Source organism: Psychroflexus maritimus, from assembly GCF_011089875.1.
GTDB lineage: Bacteria > Bacteroidota > Bacteroidia > Flavobacteriales > Flavobacteriaceae > Psychroflexus > Psychroflexus maritimus.
In genome coordinates, this window is the sequence record NZ_JAANAS010000094.1 from 1 (window position 1) to 19,542 (window position 19,542).

Annotated in this window: 14 protein-coding genes, 1 tRNA gene and 1 rRNA gene; 5 read left to right on the plus strand and 11 right to left on the minus strand. The window is 34.6% G+C overall.

Annotation, left to right across the window (positions count from 1 at the left end):
* The 3 genes from G7034_RS10350 to gyrA form a co-directional block, all read right to left on the minus strand.
* A 16S ribosomal RNA gene (locus tag G7034_RS10350) occupies positions 1 to 1,521 on the minus strand.
* A 1,366-nt stretch (positions 1,522 to 2,887) separates the two neighbouring features.
* Complete coding sequence (locus tag G7034_RS10355; RefSeq protein WP_246166825.1) at positions 2,888 to 4,153, minus strand: tetratricopeptide repeat protein; 1,266 nt, start codon at positions 4,151 to 4,153, stop codon at positions 2,888 to 2,890.
* Between the two features lie 48 nt (positions 4,154 to 4,201).
* Positions 4,202 to 6,742, minus strand: a complete 2,541-nt coding sequence (gene gyrA, locus G7034_RS10360; RefSeq protein ID WP_166400887.1) for a DNA gyrase subunit A — start codon at positions 6,740 to 6,742, stop codon at positions 4,202 to 4,204.
* A gap of 230 nt (positions 6,743 to 6,972) precedes the next feature.
* Here gyrA and G7034_RS10365 point away from each other — a divergent pair, with 230 nt between their 5' ends.
* Together G7034_RS10365 and G7034_RS10370 are read left to right on the plus strand one after the other, a co-directional pair.
* Positions 6,973 to 7,653, plus strand: a complete 681-nt coding sequence (locus tag G7034_RS10365) for a cell division ATP-binding protein FtsE (protein WP_166400888.1) — start codon at positions 6,973 to 6,975, stop codon at positions 7,651 to 7,653.
* A 208-nt stretch (positions 7,654 to 7,861) separates the two neighbouring features.
* Positions 7,862 to 8,278: a thiol-disulfide oxidoreductase DCC family protein gene (locus tag G7034_RS10370; protein ID WP_166400889.1), complete on the plus strand. Its 417-nt coding sequence runs from the start codon at positions 7,862 to 7,864 to the stop codon at positions 8,276 to 8,278.
* Positions 8,279 to 8,411: 133 nt separating this feature from the next.
* Here G7034_RS10370 and G7034_RS10375 read toward each other — a convergent pair.
* The 7 genes from G7034_RS10375 to G7034_RS10405 all read right to left on the minus strand — a co-directional run bounded on the left by G7034_RS10375 (position 8,412) and on the right by G7034_RS10405 (position 14,517).
* Positions 8,412 to 8,485: transfer RNA gene (locus tag G7034_RS10375), tRNA-His, on the minus strand.
* A 68-nt stretch (positions 8,486 to 8,553) separates the two neighbouring features.
* Entirely contained in the window at positions 8,554 to 9,270 is a 717-nt protein-coding gene (gene bshB1, locus G7034_RS10380; protein WP_166400890.1) for a bacillithiol biosynthesis deacetylase BshB1, read from the minus strand.
* A 146-nt stretch (positions 9,271 to 9,416) separates the two neighbouring features.
* Positions 9,417 to 10,895 (minus strand): Na+/H+ antiporter NhaC, encoded by a 1,479-nt coding sequence (gene nhaC, locus G7034_RS10385; protein ID WP_166400891.1) that lies wholly within the window; start codon positions 10,893 to 10,895, stop codon positions 9,417 to 9,419.
* A gap of 143 nt (positions 10,896 to 11,038) precedes the next feature.
* On the minus strand, positions 11,039 to 11,992 hold the full coding sequence (locus G7034_RS10390; RefSeq protein WP_166400892.1) for a transketolase family protein: 954 nt from the start codon (positions 11,990 to 11,992) through the stop codon (positions 11,039 to 11,041).
* A gap of 106 nt (positions 11,993 to 12,098) precedes the next feature.
* Positions 12,099 to 12,944: a transketolase gene (locus G7034_RS10395; protein ID WP_166400893.1), complete on the minus strand. Its 846-nt coding sequence runs from the start codon at positions 12,942 to 12,944 to the stop codon at positions 12,099 to 12,101.
* 85 nt (positions 12,945 to 13,029) lie between these two features.
* Positions 13,030 to 14,040: a TQO small subunit DoxD gene (locus G7034_RS10400; protein ID WP_166400894.1), complete on the minus strand. Its 1,011-nt coding sequence runs from the start codon at positions 14,038 to 14,040 to the stop codon at positions 13,030 to 13,032.
* 84 nt (positions 14,041 to 14,124) lie between these two features.
* A complete protein-coding gene (locus tag G7034_RS10405) occupies positions 14,125 to 14,517 on the minus strand; it encodes a hypothetical protein (protein WP_166400895.1) in 393 nt (130 codons plus the stop codon).
* Positions 14,518 to 14,739: 222 nt separating this feature from the next.
* On the opposite strand from G7034_RS10405, the gene G7034_RS10410 reads away from it, so the two are divergent.
* From G7034_RS10410 to G7034_RS10420, 3 genes are all read left to right on the plus strand, one after another.
* On the plus strand, positions 14,740 to 15,618 hold the full coding sequence (locus G7034_RS10410; protein WP_166400896.1) for an SDR family oxidoreductase: 879 nt from the start codon (positions 14,740 to 14,742) through the stop codon (positions 15,616 to 15,618).
* A 71-nt stretch (positions 15,619 to 15,689) separates the two neighbouring features.
* On the plus strand, positions 15,690 to 16,592 hold the full coding sequence (locus tag G7034_RS10415) for a hypothetical protein (protein ID WP_166400897.1): 903 nt from the start codon (positions 15,690 to 15,692) through the stop codon (positions 16,590 to 16,592).
* A gap of 163 nt (positions 16,593 to 16,755) precedes the next feature.
* On the plus strand, positions 16,756 to 17,517 hold the full coding sequence (locus tag G7034_RS10420) for a DUF6503 family protein (RefSeq protein WP_223177621.1): 762 nt from the start codon (positions 16,756 to 16,758) through the stop codon (positions 17,515 to 17,517).
* 109 nt (positions 17,518 to 17,626) lie between these two features.
* On the opposite strand, the gene G7034_RS10425 is transcribed toward G7034_RS10420, so the two are convergent.
* Complete coding sequence (locus G7034_RS10425; RefSeq protein ID WP_166400899.1) at positions 17,627 to 19,510, minus strand: OmpA family protein; 1,884 nt, start codon at positions 19,508 to 19,510, stop codon at positions 17,627 to 17,629.
* Positions 19,511 to 19,542 lie beyond the last annotated feature (32 nt).

The following is a 19,542-nucleotide window of genomic DNA, read 5'->3' on the forward strand; positions in this document are numbered from 1 at the left end:
GGAGATATTCCAGCCGCACCTTCCGGTACGGCTACCTTGTTACGACTTAGCCCCAGTTACTAGTTTTACCCTAGGCCGCTCCTTGCGGCTACGGACTTCAGGTACCCCCAGCTTCCATGGCTTGACGGGCGGTGTGTACAAGGCCCGGGAACGTATTCACCGCATCATGGCTGATATGCGATTACTAGCGATTCCAGCTTCATAGAGTCGAGTTGCAGACTCCAATCCGAACTGAGATGCACTTTGTAGATTAGCTCCTCCTCGCGAAGTGGCTGCTCTCTGTATGCACCATTGTAGCACGTGTGTAGCCCAGGACGTAAGGGCCGTGATGATTTGACGTCATCCCCACCTTCCTCTCGGTTTGCACCGGCAGTCTGGCTAGAGTTCCCGACATTACTCGCTGGCAACTAACCACAGGGGTTGCGCTCGTTATAGGACTTAACCTGACACCTCACGGCACGAGCTGACGACAACCATGCAGCACCTTGCAATTTGTCCGAAGAAAAAACTATCTCTAGTCCTGTCAAACTGCATTTAAGCCCTGGTAAGGTTCCTCGCGTATCATCGAATTAAACCACATGCTCCACCGCTTGTGCGGGCCCCCGTCAATTCCTTTGAGTTTCATTCTTGCGAACGTACTCCCCAGGTGGGTTACTTATCACTTTCGCTTAGCCACTCAGACATCAATTTGCCCGAACAGCTAGTAACCATCGTTTACGGCGTAGACTACCAGGGTATCTAATCCTGTTCGCTACCTACGCTTTCGTCCATCAGCGTCAGTTCATTGTTAGTGATCTGCCTTCGCAATCGGTATTCTGAGTAATATCTATGCATTTCACCGCTACACTACTCATTCTAACCACTTCACAATAACTCAAGAAAACCAGTATCAATGGCAATTTTATGGTTGAGCCACAAACTTTCACCACTGACTTAATCTCCCGCCTACGGACCCTTTAAACCCAATGATTCCGGATAACGCTTGGATCCTCCGTATTACCGCGGCTGCTGGCACGGAGTTAGCCGATCCTTATTCGTACAGTACCGTCAATAGTGTACACGTACACTTTTTTCTTCCTGTATAAAAGCAGTTTACAACCCATAGGGCAGTCTTCCTGCACGCGGCATGGCTGGATCAGAATTCCTTCCATTGTCCAATATTCCTCACTGCTGCCTCCCGTAGGAGTCTGGTCCGTGTCTCAGTACCAGTGTGGGGGACCTCCCTCTCAGGACCCCTACCTATCATCGTCTAGGTGAGCCGTTACCTCACCTACTAACTAATAGGACGCATACTCATCTTATACCGTAATCTTTAATTCTTAAATCAGGTGATCTAAAAATACCATAAGGTATTAATCCAAATTTCTTCGGGCTATCCCTTAGTATAAGGTAAATTGTATACGCGTTACGCACCCGTGCGCCGGTCGTCAGCAAGAGCAAGCTCTCCTGTTACCCCTCGACTTGCATGTGTTAGGCCTGCCGCTAGCGTTCATCCTGAGCCAGGATCAAACTCTTCATTGTTATAATCTTTAATATTCTAACAAATAAGAAAGTTGACTTCTCAGGGAACATGCGCTAAATAATCTTAACGCTTTAATTCATAACTTGTTTTACCAAGTTGTGCTGTCAATTCAATATGTCAATGAACTTCGTTTGAAATTCTAAGAAAGATTTCTATTTAAAAAAAACTTCCTGCTTTTCGCTGATTTAAAAACCTCTCAATTCCTAAACCTCGTGTCGCCCTCAAAGCGGGTGCAAAAGTAATACTAATTTTTAATCTAACAAGTCTTTTTTTGAAAAAAATTAAACTAATCTTAAAAGAACTTTTACTCAATTTATTTGCGGGTGCAAAACTACAACCTTTTTAAACCCTAAACAAATTTTGTGAAGATTATTTTTAAGTTAATTTTACGCTATTTCTCAATGAACTTTTACCACTTTCGGGACAGCAAAAATACTACCTTTTTTACACATCTTCCAACTGTTTCTACAAAAAAATATAAACTTATTTTTTAAGCATTGAAAATTAATGGGTTGGGAAGGAAAATTAAATCAAACATAAGTCCATAAAATTTGGTTAACGCCAATATCATACAACTAATTTTACCCCCCCCCATTTGAAAATGGGGGCTATTGAATTTTATTTTTTATAAACTCTAGGATGTATCCGACTCCAGAGGAGTCAAATGTTTATAGATATCCAACACCCATTGAAAAGCGCCCCTGTAGGGGTCGCACATATTATTGGATTCAAATTTCACCCCATTTTGATTATGGAGGCTGTTGAATTATTTTTATTGTCGGCGTAAAATTTCTATGAATTCAATAGAAACAGGATTATCCCGTTTGTAAAATGCAAATTCAAAAACGGGGCTTTAGCCCAAATTATCACAGGGCTGTTTTTAAATTATTTGGGTTAGGCTTATTAGACTCCTACAGAGTTGTTGGAAAAGGTTACATTTTATTTCTATACACATTTGACCCCGATGGGGTCGATTTGAACTCAATGAGGTGATTTTTAGTACACGACAAAAATCACTTAACAAACTAAATATCAGTAAGATAAGTTGAATTTTTATCGGTTTTTATCTGGTTAACTAGCTGTATTTCAGCTTATTAAAGCATTATTGCTTAAGTAATGGCTTTAAAAATTAAAAAACACAGAAGAAGAGCAATATAAGTGTTTAGATATGGTCTTTGATTATTTATCAAGATGCTTGTTATCAGGAACTAACAAATACAATATTAATCTAAATCAATTTTTTGTCGTGTACTTAGCAATAACTGATATTAGGTCTTCTAAATCAACAAATTTAGAACTAAAAAAAGGAGCTATTAGCTCCTTTTTTTATCAACAAGTACTTCTAACTAAAATAGTTACTTATTACTATTCTGTGAGTTTTTTCAACTGTACTCTAAGTTTTTCAGCTTCACTATCATTACCTAATTGATAGTGAATATTCATCATAGTTCTTATAGCATCAACATTTTCAGGTTGTATTTCTATAACTTTTTCTAGATGAGGTCTTGCTTCAATATAATACTGTTTGCGCTTCTCCTTTAATTCTTCATATTTTTTATTATCAGCAGCCGACATTCCTAATTGATTCATTTGATTAACAATTGGCTCTTCTTTTTTTAATATTGAAGCGGCAATATTTAAGTGAGGTTCAATCATATCTTCATCTAATTCAATTGCTTTTTTATAGTATTCAATTGCGCCCTCAACGTCTCCAGCTTGATCAGCTGTTATTCCTAGATTTAAAAAGAGTATAGGATCTTCAGGTCTTAATTTAGTGATTTCTTTCATTATTTCCTGATACTTAGCTAAATTATCTAATTGGTAATACAAATCTGCCTCAGCTTGCATAAGTTGCACATCATCAGGATTAGATTCTTTTGCTCTTTCTATAGCTTTAATCGCTTTTTCTTTCTCCCCTTTTTGAATATAAATTAAGGAAATGTTTTTAGCTATTTCTCCTTTTTTACTTTGTGTTTCTTCATCGGTGGGATTTATATAATCTCCAGATTGTACAGATAAGTCTCTGTAAGTTTTCGTTTCAAAACGCTGTTTTTCCTTAGTTTCTTTATTTACTGCAAAATAAGTTGTAGCCTTACCTGTAAAACCTAAGTCTTGTAGTTCTTTATAATAATCTAAAGAGATATCATATTCTTTAGCTGTAACGGCATTACCTGCGGCATAATAAAGATATAGCGTATCATTTTTATTCAGCTCATAAGATGCTAGCATTTTCTCAGAAGCAAGCATGTGTTTCCCTTCATTTTGGTTTTGAATAGCTTGCTCAACCATTGCACCTTGCGTCTTCTGTAGTCCCTCTATAGCATCATTGTCTTCTTTATCTAATTTTTTTGCACTTTCAAAAGCTTTACCTGAGTTAATCAAATCTTCTAAGCTTGTATTTAAGCCATCATTCTTTCCTCGTAAAGCTTCTCCTTTTGCAATATAAAAGCGAATCTTCCATCTAGTATTTAATTCGTCTAATTGTTGTTCTGCTAATTGAATTTCACTTTTAGCTTCATCAAAATTTTCTTTCTCTATAGCTTTCTCTGCATTTTTAACTTCTTTCTTTTGTGCAAAAATTCCAAAAGAAATAAACATTACAGCTAACAAAAACATTTTCTTATTAATCATTTTGTTTGTTTTAATATTTAGGGTAATAATATAAATTTACTTGTTTTATTATTTATCGTTAACAGAATTTTGTGGTTGATCTGGAGATTCATCATCTTGGGGCTCACTACCATCATTTAATTGGTCTTCATCAATAGCTATTTTAGCTACGGCTGCAATAGAATCACCATCTTTTAGATTAACTAATCTTACACCTTGAGTGTTTCTACCCATGGTTCTAATTTGGTCTAGAGATAAACGAATAGCTACTCCAGATTTCTTAATTATCATTAATTCATCAGTATCATTTACCGCTTTAACAGCTACAAGATTTCCTGTTTTTTCTGTAATTGAAATAGTTTTTACGCCTTTTCCACCACGATTAGTTATTCTGTAAACAGCCTCTTCGGTTTCGGGGTCATCTACATAAGTTCTTTTCCCATATCCATTTTCAGAGACCACTAAAACCGTTTCTTCTTTAGGTTCATTAATAATTACTAAATCTACTACTTCGTCTAAAGGTCCTCCCAAAGTAATTCCTCTAACACCTGAAGCCCCTCTTCCCATTGGTCGAGTTTTGCTTTCTTCAAATCGAATGGCTTTACCAGACTTTAAGGCTAACATGACTTCAGATTCTCCGGTGGTTAATTTAGCGGTAAGCAGCTCGTCTCCTTCTTTAATAGTAATTGCATTAATTCCATTAGACCTAGGTCTTGAATATTGCTCTAGTGAAGTTTTTTTAACTTGGCCTTTTTTAGTTGCCATTAAAACATAATTACTATTAACGTAGTCTTCGTCTTTTAAATCTTGGGTACAAATAACCGCATTAATTTTATCGTCTGGGGCAATACTAATCAAATTCTGAATAGCTCTTCCTTTAGAGGCTTTACTTCCTTCAGGAATTTCATACACCCGCATCCAAAAACATTTTCCATTTTGTGTAAAGAACAACATATATTGGTGGTTAGTTCCTACAAAAAGGTATTCAGAAAAATCTTCATCTCTAGTTGTTGTAGCTTTTTGTCCTACCCCTCCTCTACTTTGGGTTTTGTATTCAGAAAGCGGTGTTCGTTTAATGTAACCTGCATGCGAGATTGTAATTACAACAGCTTCATCTGGAATCATATCTTCCATACTAAGTGTACCGCCAGAATAATCAATTTCACACCTGCGGTCGTCGCCGTATTTTTCTTTAATTTCTAATAATTCATCAGAAATAATTTGCATTCTGCGGTCTTCATTAGATAAGATATCTTTTAAATCGGCAATGGTTTCCATCAATTCTTCATACTCAGATCGAAGCTTATCTTGCTCAAGACCTGTTAATTGACGAAGGCGCATTTCTACAATAGCTTTCGCTTGAATTTCAGTTAACTCAAAACGCTCTATTAATTTAGTTCTTGCTTCATCTGCATTTGAAGAAGCTCTAATAATCTTGATGACTTCATCTATATTATCTGAAGCAATAATTAAACCTTCTAATATATGAGCGCGTTCTTCAGCTTTGCGAAGTAAGTATTTAGTTCTCCTAACTACTACATCATGGCGATGTTCAACAAAGTGAACAATTAAATCTTTAAGGTTCAGCATCTCTGGACGCCCATTCACCAAGGCAATATTATTGATACTGAATGAAGATTGTAATGCGGTGTGCTTATAAAGGGTATTTAAAACCACATTTGGAACAGCATCTTTTTTGAGGAAGTAAACAATTCGCATTCCGTTTCTATCAGATTCATCACGGATAAGTGAAATACCTTCAATTTTCTTATCGTTAATCATGTCGGCCGTTTTCTTAATCATATCGGCTTTATTAACTTGATAAGGAATTTCAGTAACTATGATGCATTCTTTTCCATTCACTTCTTCAAAATTAGCTTTGGCACGCATTACTACACGACCTCTACCTGTTTTGTAAGCTTCACGAACTCCGTCATAACCGTAAATAGTTCCTCCTGTTGGAAAATCTGGCGCCGTAATGTGTTGCATCAACTCCTCTACTTCAATAGCTCGGTTATTGATGTAAGCGGTAATTCCATTCACCACTTCGGTTAAGTTGTGTGGTGCCATATTAGTTGCCATTCCAACGGCAATTCCGCTAGCTCCATTAACTAAAAGATTAGGAACACGAGTAGGAAGAACAGTGGGTTCTTCTAAGGTATCGTCAAAATTAAGCGAGTAATCAACAGTTTCTTTATCTATATCAGAGAGCATTTCCTCGCTTATTTTCTTCATTCTAGCCTCTGTATAACGCATTGCCGCGGGGCTATCACCATCTACCGAACCAAAGTTACCTTGGCCATCTACTAATTGATAACGCATACTCCATTCTTGAGCCATACGCACCATTGTATCATATACAGAAGTATCTCCATGTGGGTGGTATTTACCAAGCACCTCACCTACAATTCTTGCTGATTTTTTATGAGATTTATTTGAAAGAACCCCTAATTCATTCATTCCAAACAAGACCCTCCTATGCACAGGTTTTAAGCCATCACGCACATCAGGAAGTGCTCTTGATACAATTACAGACATTGAATAATCAATGTACGCAGTTTTCATTTCATCCTCAATATTGATAGGAATCAACTGTTCTCCATCTGCCATAAATTAAGTTTTAAATTAATTTTGTTCAAATGGCTAATTTACATTTTTTTTTTAAATTACACTTATAAAAAAACAACTAGTTTTTAACAATAAAAGCCCTTTAGATAACTGCTTTTAACACCAATTATTGAAGGAGTGAAAATCAACCCAATCAATCAAATAAATCAAATTATTTAAGTTTAAAAAATTAAATAGATTTAGCTATATTAGCCCGAAATTTTAAATTTTCTATGGAACAGCCTATCCTCTTTTTAGACAATGCAAAAATCTATCAACGTGATAGTTTAATATTATCCGACGTAAATATCCAAATTAATAAAGGTGAATTCGTTTATTTAATAGGGAAAACGGGGACAGGAAAAAGTAGTTTTATGAAAACTCTTTATGGCGATTTACCGCTTAAAGAAGGCCAAGGAAACATTGTTGAGTTTGATTTAAGAAAATTAAAAAATAAAGAAATTCCTTTTCTAAGAAGAAAGCTTGGGGTGGTTTTTCAAGATTTCAAACTCCTGAATGATAGAAACGTAAAAGAAAACCTCATTTTTGTATTAAAAGCCACCGGCTGGAAGGACAAATCTAAAATGGAAACAAGAGTTGAAGAGGTACTAAACAAGGTTGGAATGAAAACTAAGAATTTTAAATTTCCTTACCAACTCTCGGGTGGGGAACAACAGCGTATAGCTATTGCGCGGGCATTACTAAACGACCCTGAACTTATATTAGCCGATGAACCTACAGGCAACCTTGACCCGCAAACCTCTGTTGAGGTAATGGAAGTGCTGCAACAAATTAACAAAAACGGAAATACCATCTTAATGGCTACTCATGATTATGCGTTATTGCTTAAATACCCTTCCAAAACCTTAAAGTGTGATGGACAAAAAGTTTTTGAAGTAGTTCAAAAGAAATAAGCTTATACTAAGTTTCTGAAAAGAATAAAAGCTACTTTTACCTAAAAAAAAGTTAGGTTTTAACAACTTCAACAAAACAAAAAAACAAATGATTTATCTTTGTGCGTAACACGAAAAAATTAGGTTATATTTTAAATAATAAAAACGATAGCTTGGTTTAAGTGTAATGAAAAACATTGATAAAACAAAATTTATAAATTGGTATTTAATGGACTTACCTAAAGGAAAACAAATTGTATTATTTGATGGAGTATGTAACTTTTGTAACGACTCGGTAAGGTTTATCATAAAAAGAGACCAGAACGATTTATTTAGGTTTGCCTCATTACAATCTAATCTGGGAAAAAAGCTAACGCAAGAAAGAAATATTGATACCAGCAAAATCGATTCTATTGTTCTTATTGATCCAGGGAAAGCTTATTATTTAAAATCGACTGCAGCTTTAGAAATTTCTAAAAAATTATCTGGAATTTGGCCTGTTCTTGGAATCTTTCTTCACCTCCCTGAAGGACTTAGAAACTGGATTTATGACATTATTGCTAAAAATAGGTACCAATGGTTTGGGAAAATGGAAGCTTGCCCAATGCCAACCACTGAAGAGCGTGAAAAGTTTTTAGCCACTTAAAGCTAGAACTTTCTATATAAAGCTTTTAATAAACTGATTCTGAAGCTTTTTACTTGACCCTTGATTTGGTAACAAAGTAGTTGTTGCAGAAAACAAAAAAGGCCATCAATGCAGACGACCTTTTAAGTTTTAGGGTGGATGATGGGATTCGAACCCACGACCCCCGGAACCACAATCCGGTGCTCTAACCAACTGAGCTACAACCACCGTTTAAGCATTACTAAATGCGAGTGCAAATTTAACCTTTATTTTCTTATTGCAAAATAATTTTTCAACTAAATTAAATCAAAAATTGAATCCACTGCAGGGTAGCGTTCAACAGTAAAACCTTCAGCAAAATCTACGTTGATAAGTCGCCCCAAATTCCTTGCTCTATAAGTGACACTATCTAAGAAGTTTGCGCTAGAAATAGGGGTCTTAGGTGCATTGCTTTTAGGTGAATAGAATTGCGATTCATAAGCTTTTACACTAGCTAATTTTTTTTCCATATATCCAGAAACATCTACCACCACATCTGGTTCTATTTCTTTCCATTGTATGTAGTGATAAACCAACTTAGGCCGCCAAGCTTCCTGCGTTTGATTTTCAAAGCTAGTTTCAAGCTTTCTTAAGCCACTTAAAAAGCAGGCATCACTCACCAATTGACTTGCTTTAGCATGATCTATATGCCGATCTTCAATAGCATTACAAAATACAATTTCGGGTTGAAATCGTCTAATCTGTTCAATAATTCTTAGTTGATGTGGTTCATCATTTTGAACAAAAGCATCTCTAAACTGAAGGTTTACGCGAGTTTCTGCACCTAAAATTTCTGCTGCTTTAAGGGCTTCTTGCTTTCTTATTTGTTTACTTCCTCGCGTACCCATTTCTCCTTGCGTTAAATCTACTAAAGCAATTTTTTTTCCTTTACTTACTTCTTTAGCAAGCACGCCAGAACAACTCAATTCAATGTCGTCTGGATGGGCACCAAAAGCCAAAATATCAACTTTCATTTATTTTTTTTTTAGCAATTTTAGAAAGGCTTTAAAGTTATTTACGAGATTTAAAGCTTATTCTTTTTATTGCGAATTCTTACTAGTTTAAAAACCTTACAAATAAAAACTATCTTTAAAAACAAGCAAAACCTGTTTTGAATAGCTTATGATTTAACTTGCTGAGCTAACCTCTTTATTTTTATCCCAAAAGCGGCAAAAATCAAAGTCATAAATGGCGAAACATAATTAAAAATAGCATAGAAAAAGAATTCTCCAACACCTACTCCTAGTACTCCACTATGATAAGCTCCGCAAGTATTCCAAGGAATAAGCACAGAAGTAACGGTTCCCGCATCTTCTAGTGTTCGGCTTAAGTTTTCTGGAGCTAATCCTTTTTCTTCATAGGCTTTAGCAAACATTTTACCAGGAACAACAATAGCTAAATACTGATCTGAAGCCGATATGTTAAGCGCTAAACAACTGGCAACAGTACTCGCAAATAAGCCAAAAACAGAAGAAAAGAGCTTTAAGAGGGCATCGCTAATTTTGGTTAATGCGCCAATAGCATCCATCACACCACCAAAAACCATTGCACAAATAATTAGCCAAATTGTACCCAACATACCTGCCATTCCTGATGAAGAAAATAGCTTTTCTAAACTTGTAAGTTCGGTTGGAATTACTACATCGGTAGTTATAGAATTAATTATTCCTTTATACATGCTATTTATATCCTTTTCTCCGCCACCTGCCAAACTAACTAAATCCGGTTGAAAAATTAAAGCAAAAACAGCAGCAAAAAGAGTTCCTAAGAGTAGAGCTATGAGTGGTGGTGTTTTTTTTACAATTAAAAAAATTACTAAAGCGGGAATCAAAAAAAGAATTGGACTAATGTAAAATTTACTTTCAATGGCCTTAAGTATGGTAGCTGGATTAGTTTGTCCTTCGGTTGTTTGCGTAAAACCAATAATTGTAAAAACAATTAGCGCAACCAAAATACTTGGTATTGTTGTCCAAGTCATATACCTAATATGCGTAAATAAATCGGTACCTGCCATAGCTGGAGCCAAGTTAGTTGTGTCGCTTAATGGCGAAAGTTTATCACCAAAGTAAGCTCCAGAAAGAATAGCTCCAGCTGTCATACCTAAAGAAATATCCAAAGCTTGTGCTATACCAATTAACGCAATTCCTACCGTTGCTGTAGTTGTCCAGCTAGAACCAATAGAAACCGAAAGCAAAGCACAAATAATAACACAAGCTACTAAGAAAATACTTGGATTTAAAATTTGTAAGCCGTAGTAAATCATAGTAGGAATAACCCCACTTATTAACCAAGTACCAGATAAAGCTCCTACCATTAATAAGATAAGTAATGCTGTGGAAGTCGATTTTATATTTTGCGAAACTTCCGCCACCATAGTTTTATAAGGTACTTTGTGAAAAAAACCAACAACTACTGCTACTGCAGCCCCCATTAAAAGGATAAACTGATTGGATCCATCAAGCGCTTCATCACCAAATACAAACACATTGTAAGCCAACATGCCTACCAATAAAATTACAGGAAGAATAGCATAAAAAATACTTAGCTTGGGATTATTTATAATGTCTTGATTTTTTTCATCGGAAGTTTGACTATCCATAGGTATTATTGTTCTGTTCTATTCTCTTACAAATCTACATTATTTTTGCAAATACAAAATTTTGTAAACAGCAAATTCTTTTTATAAATAAAAAAGCCTGAAGTTAGTTCTTCAGGCTTTTTTGTTAGTGACAAAAAAAACTGTTATTTCTTAGCCATAACTTTTTCAACCTTTTGTAAAATTGATTTAGCATTTAAGCCATATTTTTCCATTAACTCAGCTGGGGTACCACTTTCACCAAAAGTATCTTGCGTAGCCACAAACTCTTGAGGAGTTGGGTGGTGTTGAGCTAATGTCCTTGCTACACTTTCGCCTAAACCACCTAAGTAATTATGTTCTTCAGCAGTTACTACACAGCCTGTTTTTTTAGCTGAATTAATAATTGCTTCTTCATCTAAAGGTTTAATGGTATGAATATTAATTACTTCAGCAGAAATTCCTTTTTCATGAAGTGATTTGGCTGCTTCTAAAGCTTCCCAAACCAAATGGCCTGTAGCAATTATTGAAACATCTGTTCCATCCTGTAAATGAACTGCTTTTCCTATTTCAAAAGTTTGATTTTCTGGCGTAAAATTAGCTACTTTTGGTCTTCCAAAACGCAAGTAAACTGGTCCGTTATGTTCGGCTATTGCCAATGTTGCTGCTTTTGTTTGATTAAAATCACAAGTATTAATTACGGTCATACCTGGCAACATTTTCATCAAACCTAAATCTTCTAAAATTTGGTGAGTAGCTCCATCTTCGCCTAGCGTAATTCCTGCATGCGATGCACAAATTTTTACATTTTTCCCTGAATACGCTACACTTTGTCTAATTTGGTCATAAACGCGACCGGTAGAAAAATTAGCAAAAGTTCCTGTAAATGGAATCTTCCCACCAATAGTCATTCCTGCTGCTAATCCAATCATATTGGCTTCTGCAATTCCTACTTGAAAAAATCGTTCTGGATGATTGGCTTTAAATTCATCCATTTTAAGTGACCCTGTTAAATCGGCACATAGGGCAACAACATCAGGATTAGTTTTACCTAACTCTGTTAACCCTGCTCCAAAACCACTTCTTGTATCTTTACTTCCTGTATTTTCGTATGTTTTCATCTTTTTTACTGAGTTTTTAAAACTGATGTAAGACTAATAATCATTCTAATTGTTTAGAGAAATCATTTCTATGTATTGCATCAGTTTAAATTTCTGGGGTGAATAATTAATAGTCGCCTAAAGTTTCAGGATTTTGCGCTAATGCAATTTCTAACTGCTCATCGTTCGGGGCTTTACCATGCCAAGCATGAGTATTCATCATAAAATCAACACCATTTCCCATTTCGGTATGCATCAAAATAACAATAGGTTTATTTTTTCCTGTTTTGGATTTCGCTTCTTTAAAAGCAAGCCTCAAGGCGTCAATATCATTCCCTTTTTCAACTTCTAGAACTTCCCAATCAAAAGCTTCAAACTTCTTGCGTAAATTTCCTAAAGGAAGAACATCATCGGTTGCTCCATCAATTTGCTTTTTGTTGTAATCAACGGTAGCAATCAAGTTATCAACACCGTGTGAACCTGCGTACATAATAGCTTCCCAGTTTTGTCCTTCTTGTAATTCTCCATCTCCGTGAAGAGAATAAATCAAATGCTCATCTCCATTTAACTTTTTAGTTAAAGCGGCACCTAAAGCAACCGACATCCCTTGTCCTAGAGAACCTGAAGCAATTCTAATTCCTGGTAAACCTTCATGAGTTGTGGGGTGACCTTGCAAACGCGTATTAATTTTCCTAAAGGTTTTTAACTCCTCTACTGGAAAATAACCCGATCTAGCTAAAACGCTGTAAAATACTGGTGAAATATGACCATTAGACAAAAAGAATAAATCTTCTTCCTTTCCATCCATTGTAAAATTTGCAGAGGCTTTCATTACCTCTTGATAAAGCACGCTAAAAAATTCAGCACAGCCTAAAGAACCTCCGGGGTGTCCTGAGTTAACTGCATGTACTTGTCTTAAAATGTCACGCCTAACTTGCGAAACAAAATCGTTTAATTGTTGTGTTGAAGACATTTAAATTGTATTTAATTTGCGCAAAAATAACCTTTTTAAATACAAAAGCCATATAGATTTTAAACTTATCTTAGGCTTATTCTACTTAAAAGTTTAATTCCCAAGTAATTCCACTAACATCGGTTAATCGTATTTTGTCTGTCGCTTGAATTATCTTTTTTGGAAGTGGCCATTGAATGACTGCTTTACCTCCTAAAGGAATAACCAAAGCCTGACTTTCAGGTCTGATTTTTGAAATGTAATGATTATCGATTTTTAGTAAATTAGCGCTTTTAAACTCCTCATTTTTAATTGTACTTAACTCTTGATTATTTTGATCTAATGCTTGTATTTTAATTAAAAATGAACCATAAACATCTACCCCTTCTACTCTAAATAATTCAAAGCTTAAGGCGTTTTTTTCTTTGTTAGGCTGACTTAATTCTAATTTAGGTTTTACAGATTTATTATGTAAATCACCCCAAACTCCGCCGTGAAAATATTGATTGGTAAACAAAGATAAACCTAAAACAAAAACTGCTAAACCTACACTAATCTTCCTTATTTTATTGGGATTTAAGGCTAAAACACCCGAAGAAATCCAATTGAAAAACGAGTTTTTATTTAATCGATTGGCAAAGAAATAATGATCTAAGGAAACCTTGCCTCCACCCGACCAAAAAAGGCTTAATCCGCCTGCTAATCCTAAAATTCCTATTTGCCATTCATCCAAACAAGTAGTTCCAATCCAACCGGCCGAAAGTAAAATTCCTAAGGCTAAATTAATAACCACAAAACTACTTAGCCTTGTAAATAGGCCAAGCATTAAAAATAGGCCAAAAACTCCTTCCACAATAGTAAATACAAACATTACCCACCAAAGAATTTCTGGATTAAACAGTAAATATTCTATAAACCATTGAATCCCTAATGCGTTGGGTAAAAAATGATTGAATTTATGTCCTACGTAACCAGCTAACTCAGGGTCTAATTTATCGGCTAGAATCATTCTGCGCCATAAGGCTGAAAAATAAGTCCATCCTATAACTAATCGAAAACTTAGCGTGAATAAAGCCGAAGTATCAATATCTGATTTTTTTATATAAGGTAATTGCATAATTGTAAATTTTAAAAGTTTGATTGATAAATAATAAAACAACTAAGCTTGTTTGTGCTTGTTGTCAGCTGAAAATCAAATCAATTATGCGGGAATTTTAAGTCGTTGGTAACAAATATAAAAAGGAGGTGAATTAATTTTTATTGAACCTTTGTTAAATAGGCGGATAAAATTTTCTTCTAAAAATTGGTGAGCTATAAAATTTAAGGTGTTTTGCTGAAATTTTTCTTCTACATCTTTATCAGACTGAACCTCAACAACTTCCTGAAAAGGAAAAGTTTTAGAAATTTCTGAACATGAAGAGTAAGCTAGGCTAGCTTTTGAAACATTTAGTGTCTTTTGAAAAGGAATCTCCCAAAATGCATCTAATGCCTTTCTTGTTGGGCAAGAAGAAAGTAAAATTATGCCAGCCCAAAATACGGCGAAGAATATTTTTTTGAATGATTTATTGTAATGAATCATAAGTTTAAATGCCATGAATTGCGAACTTAAATTAACCTGAACAAAAGCAAACTGTGTTTAACAAAACAATAAATTCAAAACTCAGATAAATCGTATAAATTTATTTTCTTACGTGCTAAAAACAAAAAATAAAATTGATAAACATTACATCAAGCTATGCACGCATAATAATAAGTCAAACCTGCTATATTTTACTTCTATTTTCATAAATTGCTCGAAACTAAAAAAACACATATCATGAATTATACAGACAAGATGCTAAGAGATGATGCCTTAAGAACAAAAAAAATAATTGTTACTGGAGGTGGAAGTGGTTTAGGAAAATCGATGACAAAATACTTTCTAGAACTAGGTGCCGAAGTTGTCATTACTTCAAGAAATTTAGAAAAACTAGAAAAAACAGCTCAAGAACTTACTGAAGCAACAGGTAGTAAATGCTTTGCTGTACCATGTGATGTTAGAAATTATGAGGAAGTAGAGAAGATGATTAAAGAATCTCATAAACATTTAGGAGAGGTAGATATTCTTTTAAATAATGCCGCTGGTAATTTCATCTCACCCACAGAGCGCTTATCATCAAACGCGTTTGATACCATCATAGATATTGTTTTAAAGGGGAGCAAAAACTGCACCTTAGCTCTTGGTAAATATTGGATCAACGAAAAACAAAAAAACAAAACTGTTTTAAATATTGTAACTACCTATGCTTGGACAGGCTCTGCCTACGTTGTTCCTAGCGCAACAGCTAAGGCTGGTGTATTAGCGATGACTAGGTCCTTAGCCGTAGAGTGGGCTAAATATGGTATCCGCTTCAATGCCATTGCTCCCGGTCCTTTTCCAACTAAAGGGGCTTGGGACAGACTGCTTCCAGGCGATTTAAAAGACAAATTTGATTTAGCTAAAAAAGTACCTTTAAAACGTGTAGGAGATCACCAGGAACTTGCTAATCTAGCCGCTTATTTAATCTCCGATTTTGCCCATTATTTAAATGGGGAGGTGGTTACCATAGACGGTGGCGAATGGCTAAAAGGAGCTGGTCAATTTAATCTTTTAGAAATGGTAACTCCCGAAATGTGGGATATGTTAGAAGCTATGATTAAATCAAAAAAATCCTAAATAACTCAATTTATGAGTTTGAAATTAAATGAAATTTAAGTATTTTGGTTTCCAAATTAAAAATTTCAAAAATGAAAAAATATTTGTGTACACTTAGTTTATTAAGTATCCTCTTTTTAGCTGGCTGTAGTAGCGATGATGATGAGGCTAATCAAAATCCTGATCCCGACCCAAATCCTGTTGCATCAAGTCTTATGATAACAGGTTCTGCCGAAGAAATTGAGGTAGGACAAGACATTACTTTTACCGTTATAGATGACTTAGATGAAGATAGAACAAATGAAGCTACGATAAATGTAAACGATGCTCCTATTGAAACTAATCTTTTTACATCAAACGAAACCGGAAACTATACTGCCACCGCTTCGTTAGAAGATTTAACTAGCAATTCTTTCAACTTTACAGTAACAGAACCTACTGATTTTAGAACACATAATTTTGATCAAACATTAGTCGTTTATCAAGGCTATTTAAATGAAGACGATGAGGAAATAAGCATTGATGGTTATGTGTATATAATTCTAGCTTACGATGGCCAAAGTATTCTTGAAAATCAAAATGCACCAGAACAATCTGAAGACTTGCTTGGTTTCATTATAGTTACCCAAGAAGATGAAAATGGTATTCCCTACTTACCTGGAGAGTCTATTGAAACGGAAGAGCTGGTAAATTCATTTTTATTGAAAGAAAACGGTGGAGAAGAAACTGATTATACAAACCATTTTGAACAAGGTAATTACAACATTAATTACGAAGAAGTCCTAATCACCTCAGAAATGGAAGGAAGTGCAAGTTATGAGTTAGCACTTGTCTTTAATGAAACTGAAAGTTATACAGGCACTTTTGATGGTGATTTTGTGTTTATAGACTTAAGCGACATGGGAGGTGGTGATCCAGAAGAGCGTTTAATAATGAATGAAACTGAATTAAATCAATACACTTTAGACAAGTTAAAAGCTTGCTTTAAAAAATAGTTTCATACAAATGGCAAAAAACCGATGTATCTAGGCAAGTGCTTAAATTAGATACATCGGTTTTATTATTTAATAAAGAAAGCTCTTCAAACAAATTAAGGAAGAAATGCATAGCACTTAATTTATTACTTAGTACTTTTGAGAAATGAATTCAAATATAGCTATGATTAAACAACTATTATTCATCACTTTTATTTTAATCGGTTTAGCCTCTTGTGAAAATTCTGAAAACCTGAATGTTAACTCTATTATAGATGAAGCCATTTTTCAATCAGGCACTCATCATTTTGCCAACGCTAGAGTAAAATTCGATTTTAGAGGTATTACCTATACAAGTCATGGAAAGTGTGGGAAGTTTGTGTTTAAAAGAGAATTTTCAAAAGACAGTGCGTTTATTGAGGATGAATTTAATCAAAAGAGATTACGTAGAAAAGTAAACCATCAGCAAGTTACTTTGGTAGATAGTTTAGCTAATTTATATGCAGAGTCGATCAACTCTGTTTTTTATTTTGTTCAACTTCCCTACCGATTAAATGATAAAGCCACCCAAAAAAAACTAATAGGTACAGAAAACATTAAAGGAAAAGACTACCATAAAATTAAAGTTAGTTTTGAAGAAGAAGGAGGCGGAGAAGATTTTGAAGACACTTACATCTACTGGATTAATAAAACAAGTTTTAAAGTCGATTATCTAGCCTATTCTTTTTTAATAAATGGAGGTGGCGTAAGGTTTAGAGAAGCTGTAAACTTTAAGGAAGTAAATCATATTCAATTTGCTGATTATAGAAATTACAAGCCTAATAAAAATGAAAAAGTTAAGGTAGAAAACCTAGGAAAACTTTATGAAAATGAAAAATTAAAACTAGTTTCTACAATAAAGAAAACCAAGATTGAGGTAGAACTTTTAGAAAATGGTTGTGAATAAAAAAAAATAGAGTAAATGCCTACAAGACTGTTTTTAAATACAACTGAAAAGAGAAGTAAAGTCTTAGGTATTTATAAAAATTTTTAGCCGTCTTTTTAAATTGAAATTATTAGTGCATTCCAATTATTATAAATTCACTACGACGATTTTCTTGATGCTCTTCTTCTGAGCAAGGCACGTCATCTTGACAATGATTTATTAATTGATACTCGCCATAACCTTTAGCGGTGATTCGTTCAGGATTAATGCCCTGATTGACAATCCACTGGCGTGTAGATTGAGCTCTATTTTCAGAAAGTGTTTCATTATACGCTTTAGAAGCCCGTGAATCGGTATGTGAGCCAATTTCAATTTTAATATCTGGGTATTTATTCATTATATCAACTACTTTTTGAAGCTCAATCTCAGCATCTGGACGAATATCCCACTGGTCTAAATCGAAATATATTTCTTTAATTTTTAGAATTTTAGCTAAATCTTCACCCTCCTTAATATTTTTCTTTCGTTGGTCTAATGGCATTCGTAATGTTTCTAAACCAGATTCATTTTTTAGAGCTATTGATTGTTCTTTAACTTCATAATCAGGATGAATAGCACGAACATAAAATTGGTCTCCACAAGAAGCTGTTTCTAAGAAATATTCACCTTTTGAATTGGTTTTACCTACCTCAAGTTGTTTTTTATTCGCATCAAAAACTAAAACTCTTGTGTTAGGTAGAATTTCTTCAGTTTGGCGGTCAACTACTTTTACTCTCAGGTTTTTTCTACACCCAAATTGAATTTTCTCTCTTAGTTTAATTCGGTATATATTATCGCTTTTATATTTTCCTTTAGCACGATTTGATGTAAAAAAACCTGTGCGATTCTCATCTAAAATTAAGGCAAAATCATCTAGTTGACTATTTAGTGGCTTTCCTAAATTCATTAGCTGAAAGATTCCTTGTTCAGATTTTTTAGCGGCAAACAAATCTAATCCACCAAGACCAGGATGACCATCTGAAGAAAAATATAAGATTTCATCAAATGCTATAAAAGGAAAACTTTCTCTTCCTTCGGTATTAATTTCTGGACCTAAATTTTCTGGTTCTCCTAAATTTCCATCTTCTAAAATTTCGACCTTATATAAATCAGATTTTCCAAAACCACCAGGCCGATTCGATGCAAAATACAAGAATTTTTCATTTGGAGAAAGTGCTGGGTGAGCGGTGCTAAATTCGTCTGAATTGATAGTAAGTTCTTCTATATTTGCCCATTGATTATTAATTAATTCAGCTTTAAAAACTTTCAACAAAACAACACCTTCTTTATTTCTTCCCACCAACTTATTGTGGTAATTGTTTCTTGTGAAATACATAGTTTTTCCGTCTTTAGTAAAGGCTGGAGTAGATTCATGATAAGAAGACACTAATTCTTCAGCAAAAAGACGCGGATTTTTAAGACGTTTATTTCGGCCTTCTATATCGGCTACATAAAACTTGGTAAAAGGCCGATTATTCCACTTATGAATTCGTTTTTTATACCAACCCGTATCTCTAGCTGAAGTAAAAACAACCTGGTCTTTATAATAAGCCGGTCCATAATCTGACTCCGTTGAATTTACCCTTACAAAGCCTACCTCAAATAAACCGGAATTAGCTTCTATAATTTGTTGATAATCTTTTTGTTCTATGGCTCGTATGCCTCGTGAATCAGATTGATCTAAAAGGTGAAATTCGTTGAGTAATTTTTCTGCTTCGGTATAGCGTTTTACAGATTTTAAGGTATGCGCGTACCTAAAATAATCTTCTTTGGTTAATTCTATCTTATCTTTACGTCTAAAAACCCTTCGGTAATAAGGAAATGCTTTTTTGTATTCGGCTTGCTTATAATAAGCTTCTGCATTTGTTTTGAGCCAATTTAATGGTACTTTTCCTTTGTGGATTAGCTTTTCAAAAACTTCAGTAGCATCTGCAAATTCAAGTGCTTCATAATGGTCAAAAGCCTTTTTCTCCATTACTTTCTGCGCTTTAACTTGTACAGAAAAAA